Source organism: Streptomyces sp. 6N223 (assembly GCF_052246635.1).
Taxonomy (GTDB): Bacteria; Actinomycetota; Actinomycetes; order Streptomycetales; family Streptomycetaceae; genus Streptomyces.
In genome coordinates, this window is sequence record NZ_JBQQCA010000006.1 from 72,991 (window position 1) to 94,449 (window position 21,459).

At 71.8% G+C, this 21,459-nt stretch carries 18 protein-coding genes and 2 pseudogenes; 15 read left to right on the forward strand and 5 right to left on the reverse strand.

Annotated elements, in window-relative coordinates; translation table 11 throughout:
- Window positions 1-97 precede the first annotated feature (97 nt).
- The 4 genes from ACTWQH_RS06585 to ACTWQH_RS06600 form a co-directional block, all read right to left on the reverse strand.
- Window positions 98-754: a response regulator gene (locus ACTWQH_RS06585; RefSeq protein WP_443285394.1), complete on the reverse strand. Its 657-nt coding sequence runs from the start codon at window positions 752-754 to the stop codon at window positions 98-100.
- Complete coding sequence (locus tag ACTWQH_RS06590; protein WP_443285395.1) at window positions 751-2,136, reverse strand: sensor histidine kinase; 1,386 nt, start codon at window positions 2,134-2,136, stop codon at window positions 751-753. The genes ACTWQH_RS06585 and ACTWQH_RS06590 overlap by 4 nt, the downstream gene beginning before the upstream one ends.
- Before the next feature lie 171 nt (window positions 2,137-2,307).
- Window positions 2,308-5,193, reverse strand: a complete 2,886-nt coding sequence (locus ACTWQH_RS06595) for an ABC transporter permease (RefSeq protein ID WP_443285396.1) — start codon at window positions 5,191-5,193, stop codon at window positions 2,308-2,310.
- Window positions 5,190-5,963 (reverse strand): ABC transporter ATP-binding protein, encoded by a 774-nt coding sequence (locus tag ACTWQH_RS06600; protein WP_443285397.1) that lies wholly within the window; start codon window positions 5,961-5,963, stop codon window positions 5,190-5,192. The genes ACTWQH_RS06595 and ACTWQH_RS06600 overlap by 4 nt, the downstream gene beginning before the upstream one ends.
- Window positions 5,964-6,200: 237 nt before the next feature.
- Between ACTWQH_RS06600 and ACTWQH_RS06605 the strand changes: the two genes are divergently transcribed.
- The 4 genes from ACTWQH_RS06605 (at window position 6,201) to ACTWQH_RS06620 (ending at window position 9,557) form a co-directional block, all read left to right on the forward strand.
- On the forward strand, window positions 6,201-7,157 hold the full coding sequence (locus tag ACTWQH_RS06605; RefSeq protein ID WP_443285398.1) for a hypothetical protein: 957 nt from the start codon (window positions 6,201-6,203) through the stop codon (window positions 7,155-7,157).
- Window positions 7,158-7,208: 51 nt separating this feature from the next.
- The gene (locus tag ACTWQH_RS06610) at window positions 7,209-7,676 is read left to right on the forward strand and encodes a MerR family transcriptional regulator (protein ID WP_443285469.1); all 468 of its coding nucleotides are present in this window, start codon (window positions 7,209-7,211) and stop codon (window positions 7,674-7,676) included.
- On the forward strand, window positions 7,648-7,986 hold the full coding sequence (gene trxA, locus ACTWQH_RS06615; protein WP_443285399.1) for a thioredoxin: 339 nt from the start codon (window positions 7,648-7,650) through the stop codon (window positions 7,984-7,986). The genes ACTWQH_RS06610 and trxA overlap by 29 nt, the downstream gene beginning before the upstream one ends.
- 92 nt (window positions 7,987-8,078) lie before the next feature.
- Window positions 8,079-9,557, forward strand: a complete 1,479-nt coding sequence (locus tag ACTWQH_RS06620) for a protein kinase domain-containing protein (RefSeq protein WP_443285400.1) — start codon at window positions 8,079-8,081, stop codon at window positions 9,555-9,557.
- 3 nt (window positions 9,558-9,560) lie between these two features.
- Here the strand turns inward: ACTWQH_RS06620 and ACTWQH_RS06625 are convergent, their stop codons facing one another.
- The gene (locus ACTWQH_RS06625) at window positions 9,561-10,508 is read right to left on the reverse strand and encodes a site-specific recombinase (RefSeq protein WP_443285401.1); all 948 of its coding nucleotides are present in this window, start codon (window positions 10,506-10,508) and stop codon (window positions 9,561-9,563) included.
- 192 nt (window positions 10,509-10,700) lie between these two features.
- Between ACTWQH_RS06625 and ACTWQH_RS06630 the strand changes: the two genes are divergently transcribed.
- The 11 genes and pseudogenes from ACTWQH_RS06630 (at window position 10,701) to ACTWQH_RS06680 (ending at window position 21,426) form a co-directional block, all read left to right on the forward strand.
- A complete protein-coding gene (locus ACTWQH_RS06630) occupies window positions 10,701-13,085 on the forward strand; it encodes a hypothetical protein (protein WP_443285402.1) in 2,385 nt (794 codons plus the stop codon).
- Between the two features lie 775 nt (window positions 13,086-13,860).
- Window positions 13,861-14,091, forward strand: a pseudogene (locus ACTWQH_RS06635) (non-reducing end alpha-L-arabinofuranosidase family hydrolase); the annotation flags it as partial.
- A 213-nt stretch (window positions 14,092-14,304) separates the two neighbouring features.
- Window positions 14,305-16,677: a hypothetical protein gene (locus tag ACTWQH_RS06640; RefSeq protein ID WP_443285403.1), complete on the forward strand. Its 2,373-nt coding sequence runs from the start codon at window positions 14,305-14,307 to the stop codon at window positions 16,675-16,677.
- Between the two features lie 19 nt (window positions 16,678-16,696).
- Window positions 16,697-18,058 (forward strand): hypothetical protein, encoded by a 1,362-nt coding sequence (locus ACTWQH_RS06645; protein ID WP_443285404.1) that lies wholly within the window; start codon window positions 16,697-16,699, stop codon window positions 18,056-18,058.
- A gap of 9 nt (window positions 18,059-18,067) precedes the next feature.
- The gene (locus ACTWQH_RS06650; protein ID WP_443285470.1) at window positions 18,068-18,337 is read left to right on the forward strand and encodes a Scr1 family TA system antitoxin-like transcriptional regulator; all 270 of its coding nucleotides are present in this window, start codon (window positions 18,068-18,070) and stop codon (window positions 18,335-18,337) included.
- A 63-nt stretch (window positions 18,338-18,400) separates the two neighbouring features.
- Window positions 18,401-18,574, forward strand: a pseudogene (locus tag ACTWQH_RS06655) (DUF397 domain-containing protein); the annotation flags it as partial.
- A gap of 129 nt (window positions 18,575-18,703) precedes the next feature.
- On the forward strand, window positions 18,704-19,045 hold the full coding sequence (locus tag ACTWQH_RS06660) for a WXG100 family type VII secretion target (RefSeq protein ID WP_443285405.1): 342 nt from the start codon (window positions 18,704-18,706) through the stop codon (window positions 19,043-19,045).
- Between the two features lie 37 nt (window positions 19,046-19,082).
- Window positions 19,083-19,397 carry a hypothetical protein gene (locus ACTWQH_RS06665; RefSeq protein ID WP_443285406.1) on the forward strand — a complete coding sequence of 105 codons (315 nt, stop codon included), beginning with the start codon at window positions 19,083-19,085 and terminating at the stop codon, window positions 19,395-19,397.
- Window positions 19,398-19,440: 43 nt separating this feature from the next.
- Entirely contained in the window at window positions 19,441-19,764 is a 324-nt protein-coding gene (locus ACTWQH_RS06670; RefSeq protein ID WP_443285407.1) for a hypothetical protein, read from the forward strand.
- Window positions 19,761-21,023, forward strand: coding sequence for a hypothetical protein (locus ACTWQH_RS06675; protein WP_443285408.1), 1,263 nt, complete (start codon window positions 19,761-19,763; stop codon window positions 21,021-21,023). The genes ACTWQH_RS06670 and ACTWQH_RS06675 overlap by 4 nt, the downstream gene beginning before the upstream one ends.
- 49 nt (window positions 21,024-21,072) lie before the next feature.
- A complete protein-coding gene (locus ACTWQH_RS06680) occupies window positions 21,073-21,426 on the forward strand; it encodes a hypothetical protein (RefSeq protein WP_443285409.1) in 354 nt (117 codons plus the stop codon).
- Window positions 21,427-21,459: the final 33 nt, after the last annotated feature.

Sequence of the window (21,459 nt, forward strand, 5' to 3'; positions counted from 1 at the left end):
TCCTTACCTACTGAGTATGTACGCGGTAAGTACAGGGCCGTCGCCGTCCGTTGCCGGGCGAGGCCGTCAGGAGCCGGGCGGCGTCAGGAGCCGGGCGTCAGGAGGGCGTCACCAGCCGCGCCTCGTAGGCGAAGACCGCCGCCTGCGTGCGGTCGCGCAGCCCCAGCTTCACCAGCACGCGGCTGACATGGGTCTTGATCGTGGACTCCGCCACCACCAGGTGCTCGGCGATCTCGGCGTTCGACAGCCCCTGCGCGATGAGCGCCAGCACCTCCGTCTCGCGCTCCGTCAGATCGCCGATCCGCTCGCGTGCCGGAGGTCTCGGCGCCGCCCCCATCCGCGAGAACTCGGCGATGAGCCGTCTGGTCACCGTGGGCGCCAGCAGCGCCTCCCCGGCGGCCACCACCCGCACGCCGTCGGCGAGCTGGCGGGCCGAGGCGTCCTTCAGCAGGAAGCCGGAGGCGCCGGCGCGCAGCGCCTGGTACACGTACTCGTCGAGGTCGAAGGTGGTCAGCACCAGCACCTTCGACACCCCCTCGGCGACGATCCCCCGGGTGGCCTCGATGCCGTTGAGCACGGGCATCCTGATGTCCATCAGCACCACGTCCGGGCGCAGCTCGGTGGCCCGGTCCACCGCCTCGCGGCCGTCGACGGCCTCCCCGGCCACCTCGATGTCCGGCTGGGCGTTCAGCAGCACCGAGAAGCCCTCGCGGACCATCATCTGGTCGTCGGCGATCAGCACCCTGATCGTCACGTCGCCTCCCCCTCGCCACCCGTGCCACCCTTGCTTCCCCCGTCCCCCTCGGGCCCGCCCCCGACCGGCACGGGTATGAACACGGCCGTCTCGTACCCGCCGTCGCCGGTCGGTTCCGCGGTCATCGCGCCGCCCAGCATGGCCACCCGCTCCCGCATCCCCGTGATGCCGTGCCCCGCCCCCGGCGACGGCGGCACCTGCTCGGTCGGCGGCCCGTTGACGATGCGCAGGCCGACGCCCCCCAGCACGTAGGAGATCTCCACCCGCGCCGCCGCACCGGGCGCGTGCCGCATGGCGTTGCTGAGCGCCTCCTGGATGATGCGGTACGCCGACAGCTCGATGCCCTGCGGCAGCTCACGCACCGCGCCGGTGACGGCCTTCTCCACCTCCAGGCCGGCCTCGCGCACGTTGTCCAGCAGCCCGTCGAGCTCCGCCAGGGTGGGCTGGGGCGCGTCGGGCGCCTCGTAGTCCGCCGCGCGCACCACGCCGAGGACCCGGCGCAGCTCGCTGAGCGCGATCAGGGCGTTCTCGCGGATCGTCGCGAACGCCTTCTCCAGCTCCGGCGGCGGGTTCTCCACCCGGTAGGGCGCGGCCTCCGCCTGGATGGCGACGACCGACATGTGGTGCGCGACCACGTCGTGCAGCTCGCGCGCGATGGTGGTGCGCTCCTCCAGCAGCGTGCGCTTGGAGCGCTCCCGCGCGGTGACCGCGGCCTGCACGTCCACCGCCCGCCGCGTCTCCGACCAGTCGCGCGTGAGCACGACGGCCAGCAGCGCGGCGAAGGAGGCGACGGCCATGGCGACGGTGTTGGAGCTGTACCAGCTGTCGTTGGTGATCTCGTACCCCACGCTGAGCAGGACCGTCATCAGCCATATCTCGGCGGCCACCCGGGGCCGGGCGTTCGCCGCGACCACCATCATCACCACGATGTGCTCGACGAACCCGCCCGTGCTCCACGGCATTTCCTCCGGCAGGCCCCCGAAGGCCAGCATCCAGTTGCCGGCGAAGGACAGCCAGAACGCCGCCACCGGCCAGATCAGCGCCACCAGCGGCGGGACGAAGACGACCACGGCCCCGAGAAGCTTGGCGCTGTCGTTGAAGTCGATGTCGATGTCGACGCCCCAGCCGTCCAGCGTCAGCACCGCGAGGGCGACCGCCACGGCCAGGACCACGGCGTGAGGCAGCCACCGCGCGTACGCCCGCGCCGCCTCGGGAAGCGCCTTCAGCGGCGGCAGCGTCTCCGAGAGCGGCGGCAGCGGCCGGGGCTTGAGCACGCCACTGAACAGGTCGGCGCGCAGCGCGCGGGCGACGCCGCTGACGATGCGCAGCTCCGACCGCAGGCTCGGGTCGGGCGGGCTCTGGCTCTCGGTCACGCTCAGCAATGTAGACGGTCCCGCCGACGGCCGCGTCACCTCAGGCGCCGACTCCGTCTTGTCCGTCTCAGGTATGACGCGGGCCCGTCCTGCGACGGGCCCGCGTCTGCCGGTCGTCCCGGCGTTCCACTGCACCTACCCCGTGGCGATCTCCTCCGTGGCGGTCTACTCGGTGGCGATCTACTCGGTGGCGATGGCGCGCAGCACGTCCAGCCGCGCGGCCCGCCGCGCCGGGCGCCAGCCCGCGAGCGCGCCCGCGGTGAGCCCGACCAGCGCCACCACCGCCAGCGGCACGAGCGGCACGGTGAACGCCCCGGTTCCGGCCGAGTCGGTGGCCCGCACCAGCGCCCAGCCGAGGAACCCGCCGAGCGCCAGCCCGCCGGCGGTGCCGAACGCCGCCACCATCACCGACTCCCAGCGCACCATGGCCCGCAGCTGCCGCCGCGTCTGGCCGACGGCCCGCAGCAGACCCAGCTCGCGGGTGCGTTCGTGCACGGCGAGGGTGAGGGTGTTGGCGATGCCGAGCAGCGCGATGAGCACGGCCAGGCCCAGCAGGGCGTAGACCAGCGTCAGCATCATGTCGACGCCCTCGCCCGCCGAGGCGGCGAACTCGTCCCGCGTCTGCACCTCCGGGCTGCCGAACTCGCGCGCCACCCCGGCGACGGCCGCGCGGCCCTCCTCCTCGGTGACGCCGTCGGCGAAGGTGACGGCGACGAGCGTGTCGGCGTCCTGCCGGGCGTGCGGGGCCCACGCCTCGCGCGAGATGACGTAGTCGCCGGCGAGGTCGTCCTGCTCGTAGGTGGCCCGGATGGTGAACGGCCGCGTCCGGCCGTCCCCGTCGTCGGTGAAGGCGAGGCGGGCGGTGTCGCCGAGCTCCCAGCCGTGCGCCTCGGCCTCGTCCGCCGACACGGCAACACCGTCGGAGCCGAGCCCGCCGAGCCGCCCGTCGACCCGCCCGAGGTCGAGCACGCCGCCCATCGCCCCCGGGTCGGTCACGGTCAGCCGCTCCCCGGTCCCCGACACCTCGGCGACGCCCGTGCCCAGCCCCAGCGCGGTTTCCACCTGCGGCAACTCCGCGATGGCGGGCGCAAGCTCCGGGCTCAGGTCCGCCCCCTCGGTGGCGAACCCGGGCGCGCGCACCGCGACGTCGCCCGCGAAGGAGCGCGACACGGACTCGTCGAGGGAGGTCCGCAGCGAGGCCCCGAAGACGGTGAACAGGGACACGACGGCGACGCCGATCATCAGCGCGGTGGCCGTCGCGGCCGTCCGCTTCGGGCTGCGCAGGGCGTTACGCCGCGCGAGCGAGGCGTTGAGCCAGCGCCGGGCCCTGGCGGGCGCCTGGCGCACCGCCCCGTCGGCGGCTGCGCCGCCGGGGGCTGTCTGCGGCTGCGCCGCGTCCGCGCGCTGGGCTGCGGTGTCCGCCGCCTCGGCTGCGGCTTCGCGCCGGTCGGCGGGAGATGTCGCGGGCGCTTCGCGCCGCGCCGCGTGCCGCGCCGCGTGCTGCGTCGCCGTCGGCCTGTCGGCAGGTGCCCCGCCGACGGCCGCTCCGGCCGGGGCCGGGGGGCGCTGCCGCGCCGAGGCTCCGCGCCGCCGCCCAACGGCTGCGCCGCCCAGCGCGAGCGTCGCCGCCACCGGGCCCAGGGTGACGAACGCCACCAACGTCGCCACCGCGCCGATGATCGTCAGCGTCACCGACGGTCCGGCCGTGGCGCCATACGCAGTGAGGAGTACGCCACCCACCCCCAGCGCGGCGCCGATCGCGCCCCGGGCGCGGGACGCGCCCGCCGTGTCCACCGCCGTCTCGCGGAGGGCGGCCAGCGGGGCCGCCCGCCCGGCGCGCAGGGCCGGCAGCAGGGCCGAGCCGACGCACACCACCAGGCCCACGCCGAAGGACAGCGCCAGCGCCGTGCCGCCGACCACCAGCGGCCCGTCCGGGAAGGGGAACCCGACCGCCGGGAACAGCGCCTGGAGGCCCGCCGCGATGGCCAGGCCGCCCAGCAGCCCGGCGCCCGCGGCCAGGGCGCCGACCGCCACCGCCTCCGCCAGGGTCTGGCCGAACACCTGCCGCCGCGTCGCGCCGATCGCCCGCAGCAGGGCGTTCTCCCGCGTGCGCTGCGCCACGATGATCGCGAAGGTGTTGTAGATGCTGAAAGTCGCCACCAGCAGCGCCACCACCGCGAAGCCCGTCAGGCCCATCGTGAAGCCGGTCAGGAACATCCCGGCGATCTCGTCGGTGTTCTCCTCCGCGAACGCCTCGCCCGTGATCGCCTCGACGCCCTCGGGCAGCACCGGCCGCAGCGCCGCCACCAGCTCCTCCTGGCTGGTGCCGGGTCCGGCCCGCACCAGGATCGTCTCCGCCTGGCCGGGCTCGGCGGTCAGGTACCGCTCGGCGTCGGCCCGCGTCATCCCGGCGAAGGTGACCTGGCCCATGCCGTTCTCGCCCGCGAAGGTCGCGATGCCGGTGACCGTCACCCGCACCGGGTCGGGCGTCAGCAGCGTCGTCTCGTCGCCCACCGCCAGGTCCCCGGACTCGGCGGCGCCCCGGTTGATCACGATCTCGCGGGAACGCTCCGGGTCGCGGCCCTCGGCCAGCCGGTACGGGTTCAGCTCCGGGTCGGCGATCCAGTTCCCGGCGGTGGTCGGCGGCCCGCCGCCGCCCAGCGGCTCGCCGTCCGCGCCGAGCAGCCGCCCGGTGCCCTGGATGTCGGGCTCGGCCGACGCCACGCCCGGCACCCGGCCGATCTCCTCCGCCAGGCCCGCGTCCACGGGCTGGCGTATCGGCTGCTCGTCCCCGACGCTGATCTCGTCCGCGCTGCGGACCACCGCGTCCGTGCCGCTCGCCGCGTCGGTGAACATCGTGTCGAAGGCGTTGCGCAGCGTGTCGCCCATCACCAGCGTGCCGCTGAGGAAGGCGACGCCGAGCATCACCGCGACGAAGGTGCCCGCGAAGCGGCGCTTGTGCGCGCGCAGCCCGGCGGCGCTCAGCCGCAGGCTCGTTCGGGCCGTGCTCGAAAGGGTCGTGCTCGAACGGGTCGTGCTCGTACCGGCCGTGCTCCTCGTGCTCATGACCGCACCCCCTCGTCCGCAACGCCCGCGAAGCGGTGCATCCGCTCCAGCACGCGGTCGGTCGTCGGCGCCGCCATCTCGTCCACGAGCCGGCCGTCGGCCAGGAAGACCACCCGGTCGGCGTGCGAGGCGGCCACCGGGTCGTGCGTGACCATCACCACCGTGCGCCCCAGCTCGCGGGCGCTGCGCGCCAGCAGCCGCAGCACCTCGCCGCCGGAGCGGGAGTCCAGGTTGCCGGTCGGCTCGTCGGCGAAGACGACCTCCGGCTTGCCGGCGAAGGCGCGGGCGACCGCCACCCGCTGCTGCTGGCCGCCGGACAGCTCGCTGGGCCGGTGGTGCAGCCGGTCGCCCAGGCCGGTCACCTCGATCAGCGCGTCGACCCAGGCCGCGTCCGCCCGCACTCCCGCCAGATCCATCGGGAGCGTGATGTTCTCCGCCACGTTCAGCGTGGGCAGCAGGTTGAACGCCTGGAAGACGAAGCCGACGCGCTCGCGGCGCAGCAGCGTGAGCCTGCGGTCGTCCAGGCCGCTCAGCTCGGCGTCGCCGATGAACGCCGCGCCCGAGGTGAGCGAGTCGAGCCCGGCGGCGCAGTGCATCAGCGTGGACTTGCCGGACCCGGACGGGCCCATGATCGCCGTGAAACGCCCGGCCGGGAACGCCACGCTCACCCCGTCCAGCGCGCGCACCTCGGTGCCGCCCGTGCCGTACACCTTCACGGCGTCGACGACCCGGGCCGCCACATCCGTCATCACCGGTGCCGAGACGTCCATGCCCCGTCACCACCCTTCTCTCGTCAGGAATCGCGTCAGGAATCGCTATGCCTGCGAGCCTCCCGCCGGGGCGCGTCCGGGTCGTCGTACGCCGAGCGGCACCTGGCCTGCTCCACGCGGCGTACGCGGGCGGTCGGGGCGTACTCCGAGGCCGGAAGCGGAACCCGCCGCCGGGGGCTCGCGTCGAAGGGGCGGAACGGGACCCGGCCACGGGACCAGCCACGATCAGGAGGACCGATGCGCACACCATGGATACGGCGCGGCGTGGCGGCGGCGACGCTGGCGCTGCTCGCCGGGGGCGTCCTCGGCTGCGGCACGGAGGAGTCGGGCGGCGGGGACCCGGGCGCGCCCGCCGACAACGGCGGCCCATCGGACGGCGGGAACAGCGGGAACAGCGGGAACGCCGGGAACGCCGGGTCCGGCCCCGCCTGGCCGCGGATGCAGGAGGTGGCCGAGGCCTGGCAGGGCTCGGACGAGGCCGCGGCCTGGAGCGAGGGCTACTACCCGGTCGACGGCCCGGTCCAGCTCCCCGACGGCGGCCTGCGCGGGGAGCAGGACCAGCGGGCGTACGACCGGGGCGGCTTCACCCTCAGCACCGCCCTCCCCGACGGCCACACCCGCGACGAGCGGGTCCGCTGGGAGGACGGCACCTCGATGCCGGTGACCGCGATGTCCGCCGAGGCGGCCCTCAACGTCGTCGACACCGGCGCCGGGCAGCGGCCCGACAGCGCCACGCTGGAGGTGACCGGCGCCGAGGCGGGCGAGATGCGGCTGCACACCAGCCGGGGCCCGGCGACCGTGCCCGCCTGGCACTTCACCCTCGACGGCTACGACACCCCGCTGATCGTCGCCGCGGTCGAGGTCCCCGAGCCGCTGAACGCCCCGGTCGAGCCGGTCGAGGGCGATCCGGGCGAGGCGCAGCCGCTGGAGGGCGTCGTCTCGGTCTCGGGCGACGGCACGAGCGTGACCCTGATGACCGGCCGCGGCGCGTGCGACGGCGGCACGGCCGTGGACGTGTACGAGACCGAGGGCAGCGTCGTGCTCGCCGGGCTGGTCACCGACGAGGCCGGGCCGGGCGTGATGTGCACCGACCAGCTGATCACGGAGCCCGTCACCGTCGAGCTCGACGAGCCCGTCGGCGAGCGCGCCCTGCTCGACTCCTTCGACGGGGAACTGCTGCTCGCGGAGCAGTGAGGGCGGCCGCTGGCGTTGACGTCGGCGTCAGGGCATACCGTCGATGACGTGATGCGCATCGGAGAACTGGCGGCGCGCGCGGGCACGACCACGCGCGCGCTGCGCTACTACGAGGCCCGCGGCCTCCTCACCGCGCGGCGCGACCCGAGGGGTCACCGCACCTACGGCGAGGAGGAGCTGCGGCTGCTGCGGCAGATCCGCGCGCTGACGGACGTCGGCTTCGGCCTGGAGGAGACGCGGCCCTTCGTCGAGTGCCTGCGCGCCGGCAACCCGACGGGGGACGCCTGCCCGGCCTCGCTGGCGGCTTACCGCGGCAAGCTTGCCGAGCTGGACGCCTGCATCGCGGAGCTGACCGCCGTCCGGGACTCCGTCCGCGAACGCCTCGCCCACGCCGAGGCGGAGGCCCCCGCAGTACGGCAGCCGCCACCGCCACCGCCGCCGCCCGAGCCGGCGTGCGAGCTCTTCCCCCCGACCGAGAGGAAGCACCACCATGCCGCAGACCGCCGCCACCGTCGCTGAGATCACCGACGACGACTTCGCCGCCGAGGTGCTCGCCTCCCCGATCCCCGTCCTGGTCGAGTTCACCGCCGACTGGTGCCCGCCCTGCCGCATGATCGCGCCCGTGCTGGCGGCCGTGGCCGCCGAGCGTGAGGGCGAGCTGCGGATCGTCGCCCTGAACGTGGACGCCAACCCGCGGACCACGGCCGCCTACGGCGTGCTGTCCATGCCGACGCTGATGCTGTTCAACGCCGGTGAGCCCGCGCTGACCCTGGTCGGCGCCCGCTCCAAGGCCCGGCTGCTCCAGGAGCTGGCGTCGGCCGGCTTCTGACTGTTACGGCCCCAGGGTTGGCCCTGGACGGCGAGGTGAGGAGAATGTGCGGCGGACTGTGAAACGTCGTGAGGCAGTAGGGGGGCGGGGCTGTGCGACCGTTGGGGACCGCGGATCCGCGTGAGCTGGGTGGGTACCGGCTGCTGGGACGCCTGGGGACGGGCGGCATGGGGCAGGTGTTCCTGGGTCGCGCGCCGGACGGGCGGATGGCGGCGGTGAAGTTGATCCACGTCCACCTCGCCGCCGAGCCGGAGTTCCGGCGCCGGTTCCGGCACGAGGTGGCGGCGGCCCGGCAGGTGTCGGGCGAGTGGACCATGCCGGTGCTCGACTCCGACACCGAGGCGGAGATCCCGTGGCTGGCCACCGGGTTCGTGCCCGGCCCCTCGCTGGCGCGCGTCGTCGACGAGCTCAACGGCGGGCCGCTGCCGGAGTTCTCCGTCTGGCGGCTCGCGGAGGGGCTGGCCCGCGCGCTGGTGGCCATCCACGGCGCGGGCGTCACCCACCGCGACCTGAAGCCGTCGAACGTGCTGATCACGCTGGAGGGCCCGCGCGTCATCGACTTCGGCATCGCCCGCGCCGCCGACGTCAGCGTCGCGACCCGCACCGGGGTGGCCGTGGGGTCGCCCGGGTACATGTCGCCGGAGCAGATACGCGGCGAGCACCCCTCGGAGGCGAGCGACGTCTTCGGCCTCGGCGCGGTGCTGGCGTACGCCGCCTCTGGCCAGGGGCCGTTCGGCGCCACCGACTCCGCCCCGCACACCCTGATGCACCGCGTGCTGAGCGAGATGCCCGACCTGAGCCGCCTCAGCGGGCCGATGCGGGAGCTGGTGGCGCGCTGCCTCGCCAAGGAGGCGGGGGCGAGGCCCCTCCCGGCGGAGATAGCCGAGGAGGCGGCGCGGCACCAGGATCCGGACGGCGCGGCGGGCGTGTGGCTGCCGCCGGCGCTGACCGCCGAACTGGGCAAGGAGGCCGCCCGGCTCCTCGCGGTGGGCGCCCCCGAGTCGTCCACGGCCAAGGCCGTGGAACCGGCGGACGGGGCGCCGCCGCACAACATGCCGACGATGACCTCCTCCACGCCCCCCACCCCGTCCTCGCCGTACCACCACCAGCCGCCCCCGCCGCCCGCGCCCGCGGCACCGGCCGCGCCCGCCTCCGGGGGGTACACCCCGCCGCCGCACGCGACCCCGGCCTGGCCCCCGGCGACCGGCACGCCGTACCCGCAGCCGGCCACCGGCTATCCCGCCGTCCCCGGCCAGCCCGCCACCGGCTATCCGGCGCCGGCGTATCCCGGCGGCACCATGTACCCCGTGGCCGTGCCCGTGGCGGTGCCGTACGCGCCCTTCGGCTACGACCGGCTGGGCCGCCCGCTCTCCAACAAGTCCAAGGTCGCGGCGGGCCTGCTCCAGCTCTTCCTCGGCGGCCTCGGCATCGGCCGCTTCTACACCGGCCACGTCGGCATGGGCATCGCGCAGCTCCTCACCTGCGGCGGCTGCGGCGTGTGGGCCCTGATCGACGGGATCGTCCTCCTCGCGAGCGACAGCACCGACTCCCAGGGCCGCATGCTCAAGTGAGCCTCACGTGAGGGCGTAGGGGCCGAACGTGCTGCGGCGCAGCCGGTGGAGCGGCCCCCATCCGCGCAGCACCTCGATGTCCTTGGCCCGGGCGAGGGGGTTGGCGAGCAGCCGGGTGCTCCACTCGAAGATCTCCTCCGCGCGCCGGTAGGACAGCCGGGCCTTCCCGGTGATCGGGCACCGGTCCCGGTCCGGGATCCACCCGGACGCCTGGCGGTCGGAGAGGAACAGCGGCCCCCTGGGGCGGCCGGCGACGAGCTGGGGCAGCAGCTCGGCGGTGCCGGACGCCCAGCGAATGTGCTTGAGCGCGCCGCCCGCGGCGACGATCATCCCCGACCTGTCCGGGGTGTTCAGGTACTCCACGTTCAGGGCCAGCACCTCGTCGGCCGGCGCCCCGCTCTCGTGGAGCAGCTTCCAGAGCGTCATCTCCCGCACGGCGGCGTTCATCCGCCACAGGGCCTCGAGCTGGCTCCCGTCCAGGGGCCTGGTGGGGTCCGGGAGAGCCGGCCGGCGATCGATCTCGACGGTGGGGTCGAAGGTGAGCCAGCCCTGGGCGTGCCACCAGGCGATCGCCTTGCGGGCGATGGACAGTTCGCGCCTGACGGTGTCGACGTCCACGGCCTCGGCCCGGGTGGCGGCGAGTTCGGCGAGGACGGGCGCCAGGCCCGGCGCGCCGAGCGCGGTCAGCGGGAACGGCGGGGGTGTCGCCGCGCGGCGGGCCGGCCCGATGGGCGCGGGGTGGCCGGTGAACATCCACCCCCAGGTGGTGAGCGAGATGCGGTGGATCCACGTGGCGGACTTCCCGATGCGCGCGGCGGCGAGGTAGCGGTCGACCGCCGCGGCGTACGTCACGGGCAGGGCCGGGGGCGGCGTCGGGAAGTGCACGGCGCGGGCGGGCGGCACCACCGGCGCCCCCCAGGCCGCGGGCGCGGGCGCTCGCTGGATCGCCATCTGTCTACCCCTCTCGGCGGTGTCACGGGCCGGGTCGACGCGGACCTCCGCCACTGTGCACCGCCGGGCTCGGTACCCCTGCCGAACGGGTTCCGCGACCCTTGATGGCCACCTCGGCGACAGCTTTTGTTAACGCCATGGACGCCGATGCCCGGCTGCTCTGCCCGCCGACGAGAACCGGAGGAGTACCGCGTGATCAATCCATACACCAGGGAGGACGTCGTGCAGGCGGCCCCTGTCGACCCGTGGCAGCGGCAGGAGCAGTTCAGCAATGCGCTGGACGTCGAAGAAATGGAGCAGGCCGCGGCCACGTACCGGCAGGCGGCCGTCGAGGCCGCCAACACCGGGGAGCTCGCGCAGAAGGCCGACGAGGTGTCGTCCCGCGCCGCCGCCTTGGGCGACAAGCCCCTCGCCGACCCCGCCCCCCGCATCGAGCACACCGACTTGGGGATGCAGGGCAACGGCAAAGGCATGGACGAGACCGCCAACGTCCTGATTCAGGCCATGACCTTGGCGATCGACAAGGATGCGGCGGTCAAGAACGAGATCACCGGGCTCCACGGCGCTCTCGGGCGGCGCCACCAGGAGGCGCTGACCGAGTTGTACGGCTGGGACCGCGCGCTGCAGGCCGAGATCAACGCCCGCCGCGAGGGGGGCGTCACCCGGTTTCCTGGCCTGCCCACCCTGAAGATTCACTACGGCGACCTGTCGTGGGACGTCCCTCCGAGCCCCACCGGTGGGTACCAACTGCCGCAGAACCTGGCCGACGACATCCGGCGGCGTCACCTTGAGGATCTGGTGAAGGACGCGACCGCCACGGACGGGGAAATCGCCGACGAGATCAACCAGTACCGCAGAACTCTCGGCGAGCGCGGCCTGGAGCTCATGCGCGAGGGGTACGACCTCGCCGACGGCCCGCTCAATGATCTGTGGACCGGCTCCGAGGTGGCGGAGATCGACGCCAGGATGCTGCGGGAGGAGCTGGCCAAGCCTGAGGCGGACCGGCGGGCGGATCTTCTGGACCTGTACACCCAGGGTCTCCAGGGCATTCGCGTCTCCGTGGAGAACCCTCCGGGCGGCGCGCTCGGCCAGCTCGACGATGACGACATCACCTACCTCAAGACCTTCTACTCGGGCATCGACCAGAACATGGCGCTCGGCTTCGCCGACCAGACGGGGGTCTCCAGGACCAACATCGCCAACGGCTACAACATGCTGACCAACCCCGCGATCGGCGGCATCGACCCGGCGGCGGCGCCCGACCCGAACGTCCCGGACCCGTTGCAGGGCATCCGTTCGCTCCTCTACGAATCCCCGGACACCTCCGCGGGCCTCGAAGCCGACATGGGGCGGTTCAACGCCTTCGGCGATCTCATGGGGAGCGCGACCGTCATGCCGGGCCACGAACTGGCGCGTGACCTGACGCGGGCCGCCATCAGCGGTCAGGAGCTGTCGGCCACGCAGCACCAGGTCTCCGACCCCTCCGTCCTCGTGGACCCGATCACCAACACCGGCAGCAGCGGCCTGCTCCACGACGTCTCCCTCAACGGGGCGGCGTCGAACGGCATCCTCAACGACCTGCCCCTCCGGGACGAACTGCTCGGCACGCAGTGGGACAACAGCGCGGGCGTGGCCGACGTCGTCAGGAGCGGCACGACCATTCCGCAGGACATCCTGGACGGCCCTCTGGGCCACAACGACCCCGCCGCCCGCCCGTTCGTCGAAGCGGGGTACAACGTCCTCGACTATGCAGCCGCGAATCCGGACAACATCAATGCGACGTACGGCTCGGGCTACGCCAAGCACGGGGATCTGGAGGCCGCCGTCGGCGACACCGCCCTGCGATACATGGACATGATTGCCTACGAGTCCCAGCATCCGGGAATGATCCCCGGCGAGAATCCGAACATCTTCGGCGAACGCTACGCGCATGCGTTCGGCCTGACCGACGTCCAGCGCCAGGACGTGTTCACCGTGATGGCCAACGCCGACGAACCGATCCAGCAGGAATTCTTCAAGCGAGTCCACGAATGGGAGGCGGGCGTCGCGGACAGCGCCTTCCAGAGGTCCGGAAACGTGCAACAACTCGGCACGGAGTTCGAGTCCCTCGGGCGCGTGGCAGGAGCGGTGGAATACGCGCAGAACCAGGCCGGCATCCGCACCGACGAAACCGCCCAGGCCTCGACGCTCGCGGGCGTCAACAACGGTGCTGCCGCGATCGGTGCCGCGGTGGAGGGCCTTGGCCGGCAGCTTCCCATCCTCGGGACGGCCGTCACCATCGCCGAGGCGGCCCGTTACGGGTTCGCCGATCAGAACGCCCTCGCGGAGACGGCGCGGCTCGACGGCCTCTACTACGGCGACTGGGCCGTGAGGACGCTCGTCGCCGACGCGGCCGCGAATCACGGATTCGGCGCCACACCTGACAACCCTCAAGGCGCGGCGATCACGGCACCTTTGCGGCCGACGACCCTGAGGCCCGAGGATATGGCCGGTTGGGCCGGGAACACGGAGGGCAGTTACGCCGACTACGCCCGCAAGCTGCAGGAGGGTTACGCGCAGGGCAACACGCCCAGGTAGCGCCTGCTTGAGCTGCTGGACCAGCGCCGTTGCACGTTCCAGGGTCGTGCGGCCGCTCCCTGGCGGAGCGGAACGGGATCCCTGGGCAACCCGACTACTAGACCCGAGGGCGAGCTTCCGAAGGAGTTGCACAGTGGGCGACGAATCGTTGTTCTACCGACCGAAAAACCCGCTGGCAAGCACCGTCAGCGCGTATTTGGGCGGGCCCACGCCGAGCCGCACGGGTGACCCGGCTGTGCGTTTCGACCCCAACGGGGTCGAGTACCACGAGTCCTACGGACGTGGGCCGACTACTCGCTTGGGATGGATGGAAGTCCGTGCTGTCGCGGTTCTTCCCGGACCGATCGAGGGCCGTCAGGCCTTGTGCGTGTACCCGTTTCGTGAGCTACCGGCGCCCGATATCCCAGTCAGCGAGCTGGGGACTGGTGCCGGGCCAGGCCTGGCGATCCATTTCTGGTCGCTGTTCGGCACGCCGATCGCAGTGCATTGGCATCACGTGCGAGGTCCGTCGCTGAAGAAACTGGCTAAGCGCCTGCCAGCCTGGACCGAGGGTCGTATAGCCCTGACTTCGTCACGACCCCCTCGTACGGGCCCTCCTCGAACGGGCCACGGGTGACTTCTTCGCCGCGTATTACGGCGGCATCCCGCCCAGGGCAGGGCGGGTGCGAGTTCCGGTGCCGTCCGGCTGGTCGGAGAGTGACCGTTGGGGTGCACAGCGGCGTCCGCAACCCTCACCGCCCGCCTCCGTCGGCGCCCCCAGACAATCGTCCGTGACGGTGAGTGGACCCCGCAGGCCACCAGCGAGGACAACCCCTTCGCGGGCAGCGCCAACAGCGGCGCCACCTGGACCAGCCACATCAGCCACGGTGACCTGGTCCGCCACAACCCCGACCAGACCATGACCATCGACCCCTGCAACCTGCAGTTCCTCTACCAGGGCCTGCCCCCCGACACACCGCCGGACACCCCCTACAACGAACTGCCGTGGCGGCCGGGGTTCCTCTCTTTCGTGGACTCCCCGGCCATCAGCGAACGACCCGGACACCCACGGAACCTGATCAAGCCCTGCTGCTGGACCCGCGTGCCGGTTCGTCGCTGAATCACACCACTCTGCCCCTCCGGGATCGGTACCCCTGCCGGGCGGGTCCTGTGATTCTGCGGCGCGGCCAGCAGCGCCAACTCCGAACAGCCAGCAGGGAATCCAACCGGAGGTGCCGGGATGCAACCGGACCTGAACTTCACCGACGACGAGGTCAAGCAGGCCGCTGCCCCCAAGGATCCGTGGCAGCGGCAGGAGCAGTTCAGCGCCTCACTCAAGCTCGACCAGATGGAACAGACGGCGGACCGTTACGCCCAGGCAGCGGCCCAGACCACTGACGTCGCGCAGTTGGCGCAGAGGGCCGACCAGACGTCGGCCAGAGCCGGCAGCGACATCATCGACCCCAACAACCGGACCGACGCCACCCGCATGGGACTGCAGGACAACGGCCAGAAGATGTTCGACGTCGTCGACATCCTGGCCAAGTCCATCAACCTGGCCTACGAGTCGGATGAGACCGTCAGAAGCGAGATCCCGCCCCTCGAAACGGCCGTCCAGGCGCAGCGGGACGCGGCCTGGGACGACTGGCGGCGCCTGCACGAGGACATGGTCGCCAAGGTCAACGCGATCCCCGAAGCAGAGCGCCGTTTCAATCCGCCCCCCGTGGACGTCGCCTACCTCGACTATTCCGCGAGGGTCCACGCACGGCTGGGTGTGTACGACCTGCCGGAGAATCTGGCCACACAGGTTCGGGACAATCGCCTCCAGCAGGCGGTACAGATCGCGCAACGGGCGGACACCGAGATCGCCGAGCACATCGAGGTGTATCGCAGAAGGCTCGACGAGCACGGAGACGAGCTCACGCGCCTGGGGTACGACGTCGCCGGTCCGCTGGGGCTGTGGACCAGCGCCGAGGCAGGGGCGATCGACGCGAGGATGCTGAGCGAAGAGCTGGCCAAACCCGAGCATCTGCAGGACGCGGACAGAATAGAGGTGCTCACCCAGGCTCTTGAGCGCATCAACGCCATGGGGCAGGAGGTTCCCGGCCAGGACGGGCGCCAGCTCGATCCGGACGAGCTGGCGTACCTCAAGGCGTTCAACGCGGGAATGGACATGGACGCGTGGGTCGGTCTCGGCGACGAATCGGAGGCCGCCAGGAGGAACGTCGCCAACGGCCTCAACCTGCTCACCAACCCCGCGATCGGCGGCATCGACCCGTCGGCACCGCCCGCACCGAACGACCCGGACCCGCTGCGGGGCATCCGTCCGTTCATCTACGACCAGAACAGCGGGGGCCTGTGGGAGTCGCTGTTCGAGTCGCCGCTCACGAAGGAGGAACTGGAGGGGTTCAACGCCTTCGGCAACGTCGTGGGAAGCGCCACCATCGAGCCCGGCGATCAGATGGCCCGGGACCAGGCGGCCGCCGCAGTCGACTGGCAGGATCGGTCACGCGAGCAGTACGACCCCGATCGTCCCGACATCGCAGGCTCGCCCCCGAACACCGGCAGCAGCGCTCTGCTGGAGAACGTCGCCCTCAACACGGAGGAATCGGCCGGACTCCTCACCGACCAAGCCACCCGGGAGAGCCTGCTCGGCCAGCGCTGGGAGACCGGCGAGGGCATCGGTGCGCTCGTCGACAGCGGCACGTCACTCCCGCCGGGCGTGGACCGCAACGCTGACGCGGCGGAGCAGTACCACCGGGCCGGGTTCGAGGTCCTCAAGTACGCCGCCCAGAACCCCGACGCCATCCACGGGACGATACCCAACGAATACGGCACCGCGGACCACGATCCGCTGCAGAGCGCCATCGGGAACACCGCCGAGCGGTACCTGCCCCAGATCTCCCAGCAGGCCGATGCATCGGCCATGCAGGCCGAATGGGCGAGAAGCGGGGAACACCACAATCTCCTCGGCGAGGACTACAGGTGGGGATTCACCCTCACCCAGGAGGACCGGCGGGGCCTGTTCGACACGATCGCCAGGTCCCACCCGGCCGCCGGGAACGAGTTCTTCCACGACCTCGGCGCGTGGGAGCGCGCCACCGCGCACAACGCCTTCGTCGCGCTCAACAACGGGGACCCGACCGCCGGCCACTACTTCGATGCCATCGGCCGCATGGCGGGCACGGAGGAGTACACGCGGAGCGTCCTCCCGGTCGAGGACAACACCCGACTGCACCAGTCAGCCATCGCCGGCAACGCCGCGGTCGGCGCGGCCATCAAGGACACCACGGCCCCCGTCCCAGCGAAGCTCGCCATCATCGGGGGGACCTTGCTCGTCGGCGAGGGCATCCGTCACGCGCTCCCGGACCCGGCGGAGGCGATGAATAACGCACGGCAGCATGCTCTCCTCTTCGGCGACGAGGAGCAGCGTGTCCTGCTGGCCGAATCGGCGGCCGGTGCGAGGTACGGCGGCGTGGAACGCCTTGGCCCCGTGCCGAGCGACCAGGCCGCGCGGGAAGCGTGGCTCACGAATGCGCAGTCCAGCGGTTACGAAAACTACTACCAGACGTACAGAAACGCCTATGGACATGAGATCCCCCCGCCCAACTAGCACTCGTACCGCTCTCTTCGTGATCGTCGTCGCCCTGCTGTGTGGGGCGTGCACGTCCACGAGGTCTGCGGCCCAGGAGGACGTGGAACGGCCGTTATTCGGGACATTGATGTCGCTGCCAGAGCACTCCGCCACCGAGGCCGAGGCCGGAATCAACGCCGCCATGGTGGAACTCTACTGGAGCGATTTCGAGCCAAGAGAAGGAAAATTGAACTCGGAGTACATCCGGGAAATACGGCAGACTGCGGATGATCTGCTCGCGACCGGCCGATCGGTCACTCTCGGACTGGGCCTGCACTATACTCCAAGGTGGCTCTTCGATCTCCCAAACAGCCGCTTCATCAATCAAGATGGCGAGCCGTCGGACGAACCGAACCTCGTCTTCAACCAGCGGCTGCGCGTGCGAGCGGAACGCTACATCGCGGCGGTTGCCGACGTTCTCGACTTCTCCCGGATCGACACGGTGCGCCTGACCTCGGGCGGCAACGCCGAGATTCTCTTTCCGGAGGGCGGCTCCTACTGGGCTTTTGACGAGAATGCCCAGAACGGTGCCGACATGCCACCGAGCATGCCGCCGAACCCTGCCCCAGGATGGCGCCCGCAGGACGGGGACCTGAGTACGGACGAGGTCCGTGCCTGGGCGGACTGGTACATCGGGGCACTTCGGGATGTCGTGCTGTGGCAGGCGCAGACGTTCGCGGATCAGGGCTTTCGCGGCTCGTACGAGCTGCTGACGCCCGGCGTGGGCGTGCAGCCGCGAGCATATGAGCAGGCGATCGAAGCCAGGTTGCCCGACGGCCTGCTCGGCGTCGGAGCGGCCTGGGCAGAGTTCTACGGACAGCTTCCACGACGCCCGGACTTCGTGGCCTACATCTCCTCCGTCGCGGACGGGTCCGGCGACGACGATCTGTGTACGTCGGATGACGACTCCGTTCCACTGGACTCTTCCGAAGTGGAGAACTGGTCGGCGACCCGCTGGATCAGCCGGATCGCCGACTACTACGGATTCCGCCAGGGGGGAGAGAATCCGGGATGGCGCCAGCAAGGCTCGGAGTCGTACGAAGACACCTCGGAAGACGGCATGATGGCCGCCGCCCTGCGGCAGGTGCGGGCCTGCGGCCTCGAGCGCTTCTACTGGGCCCACGACACACAGCTATGGAACGGGACCGTGCCGTTCGATCTCTTCGCCGAGCGAATCGCTGACGCCGGCGCCGGTGCCCCCACCACCTCGTTGCACCGGGGGCACCTCTCGCCGCTGCGTACCCGAGGTGGACGCAGGTGCTCACCGCTCCGTCCCCTCCGCCTGGCCGTTGAGCGGGGCGTGCTGGACGAGGCGGTGTTTTGCCGTGCTCTGAGGGACCGCGACGCCTGGGACCGGTAGCTGCAACGCCTGCTCGACGACGCGCAGCTGCCGAACGTGACCATCCGGGTGCTGCCGTTGAGCACCGGGGTGCACGGCCTGCTCGGCGGCTCGCTGACCATCCTGTGGCTCCCGGACGGCACCTCGGCGGCCTATCTGGAGGGCAGCAAGTCCGGCGAGGTGATCGAGGAGCCGGACGAGGTGGAGCAGTTCAAGCTCTCCTACGATGAGGTCAGCTCCCATGCGCTGTCACCTGAGGGCTCCCTGGAGTTCATCCGCAGACTCATGAAGGACGGCTAGAGGATCATGCGAGCCCCCCGACCCGACCTGAGCGCCGCCCGCTGGCGTTAGTCCAGCTACAGCAACGGCGGAGCCGACAACTGCGTCGAGGTCGCCGACGGCCTCCCCGGCGTCGTCCCCGTCCGCGACAGCAAGAACCCTGCCCACGCCCCCGCCCTGGTCGTGTCCGCCGACGCCTGGTCGGCGTTCGTGTCTGCGCGTCAAGCCCCGCGTCCTCAGCGCGGCGTAAGGCGCTGATCAGCGCTGACAGCGCGCAGACACTCTGATTCGGCACCCCTCCCGAACTCCTGCTGCTTCCATCACTTCCGTCAGACAACGCAGCTCCGGAAGGTCCGGCCTGCGGAAACGTGCGGAAGTGAGGCATCCATGCCTGAGCTGATTCAGATATCGCCCGAGGCGGTCGACGGCGTCAAGGCGGTCGTCTTCGGGGCCAACGAGCGGATGGCCAGCGTCTCCCAGGGCATCGGCGGGCACGCCGGCACCATCGGCTCCGCCTACAACGGCACCGGCACCGAGATCGCCATGGGCACCTACGACAACCTCGGCCAGTCCGGCCGGATGCTGGCGGAGGCCCTGAACGAGATCTCCCAGGCCCTGGGCCTGACGTCCAACACCGGTCGGGAGACCGACGACTCGGCGATGGCCACCATGAAGGGCGTCGAGCCCGTCAGCGTGTCCCCCGACACGTCCATCTCCGCGTACATCTGACGCCAGATCACAAAGAAGAAGCGAGGTAGGAGAAGCCATGGCGTTCAACGGGTTGATCCAGTTCCAGAACCAGAACCTCAGCGACATCCAGCAGCAGACCGTCGGCCAGCAGGACGAGTACCTCCAGATCTGGAACGACGTGTACACGCACATGATGGGCCTCGTCGCCGACGGCCAGGTGGACCCCGCGCTCGGCGACATCATCGAGCGCCGCAACCAGGCCTTCCAGCAGCAGGGTTCCCTCTACGACGAGGGCGTCATGGCGCAGAACCGCGCGGTGGGCCAGGTCCAGACCATCGGCAACGAGGGTGGCGCCATGATGCGCGCCGCCGCCGCCGGTGGCGCGGCCTGACGGGACCGGCACCCGGGATCCCTTGAGAGACACGGGAGACAGCATGGACGTCATCATGAACATCGCCGCCCTCGGGGAGGTCGAGGCCAAGGCGGCCGAGCGCGACAAGCTCGCCAAGCTGCGGGCGAGCGCCAGCAAGCTCGACTCCACCTCCGATGGCCGCATGTTCGGCAACGTGCCCAGCGGGGCTCAGGCCGCGAAGGTGCTGCGCGACGCCGTTACCAGCCTGGCTCAGCAGGCGTCCGAAGGCGGGCAGGCCGTCGACGACATCCGCAGCAGCGCGGCCACGGCGGCCCAGATCGGCGAGCAGTCCGACATGGCGGCCGAGCAGGCGCTGGCGCAGGCACGGAGGTCGGTCCTCGCATGAGCATCGGAGAAGCTCAAGCCCAGTTCCAGAAATTGATCAACGACATCAAGAGCGCCGAGGAGTTCTCGATCCGGACGGCCTCCGAAGCGTGGCTCGAACTGGCGGGTGTCGGAGAGGAGGAGGGCCAGCAGCTGAGAGGCGCGGCTGAGGCAGCGGCCAGTCAGCCGGGCGAGGGCCTCGGTGAACTCTCCGGCCGGCTGAGCCAGGTGGGCGACTTCACGTCGAACACCGCGAACATGGCGCGGCAGGTCGGCGCTCAGCTTCAGAAGGCGAGCGAGGCAACGGCGATGGCCGAGCAGGAGGCGATCGCGCTCGAGGAGCGGTACAAGCAGGCCATGGCCACGTATTCGGGCGGAATGGGCTCGACCATGGCCGAGGCGGCAACCGAGGGCGCGATCATGGCCCTCGCCCAAGAGGCCCAGGGCATCCTCGACAGGCTGGACCAGGAGTACGCCGGCATCATGGCCCCCGAAGCGCCGACGGCGCCCAGGAGCGGTGGTCCGGGTGGTTCGGCCACCGGGCCGACGGCGCCGGGGGGCAACGAGGCGGCTCCGGCGTCGGCCGCGTCCCCTGCGGGAGGCGCGGCGGCCGCGGGAGCCGGGGGAGGCGGGGCGGCCGCGGCGGCGCCCGCCGACCACCAGGCTCCCAACGGCGCGGCCGTCGGGGCGGGGGAGTACCCCGGCTCCAGCACGATGGGGCCGGAGCAGGGTGAGTTCGCCGGGTGGCACCGCGATCCCTCCACCGGCCACCTGGTCGATCCCGCCACCGGGCGGGAGTTCGACCCGCAGACCGGCAAGTGGATCGACCCGATCACCGGCAAGCCGTTCGGTGAGGCCACGGAGTACGCCACCCGCCTCGCCGGCCTCGGCGGCGGGGGCGGCCTCGCCTCACCCGCCGGTCTCGGCGTCGGCGGCGCGGGCCTGGCAGGCGGCGGCGGTTCGGCCGGCATGGCGGGCCTGTACGGCGGCGTCCTGCCGCCGAGCATCGCCCACGCCGGCCCGGCCAGTGGTCAGGCGCTGAACCAGGCCATGAACAACATGAGCCAGCGGGCGAACGTCGCGAACCAGATGATGATGCGCGAAGCGGCCCAGGGCGGCCGTCCCTTCATGCCCCCGCCAGCGATGGCGGGGATGGGCGCGGGCGGCCGAGGCGGGCGCGGCGGGTCGGGTGGCCAGAACCGGCGGTTCACCGACCTGACCGAGGACCCGGAGGTCTGGGCTCCCCGCCAGAGCGCCGCCCTGGGCGTCCTCGGCGAGTAACCGACTAACCGAGCAACCCAACGCCCAACGACGAGAAGGGAGAACGAACATGTCCGCAGACGGCCTGTGGTACATCCCCGAGGGCTTCCGCGAGGGCGCCCGTGCCAACACCGACACCGCCGAGGCGGCCGAGAACACCCAGCGCCTCCTCAACCAGGTGCAGGTCAACGGCGCGAGCTGGGGCGGGGCCGACGCCTTCGTCAACGCGCTCACCACCACGCGCGATGTGCAGGCGCGTGGAGTGGCCACGGCGGCGGAGGGCCGGCACAACATGGCCGCTGCGGACAACAACGTCGCCGACATCGGCGAGGAGGTGGACGCCGCCGCCGGCCAGGCCATGGGCAACGCGGCGGCGGCGTCCGTCCAGGTCCAGGCCGACACGTCCGTAGCCAACGGCATGTAACCGCGAAGATCCCGGCCCTGCTCGGCGACTCAC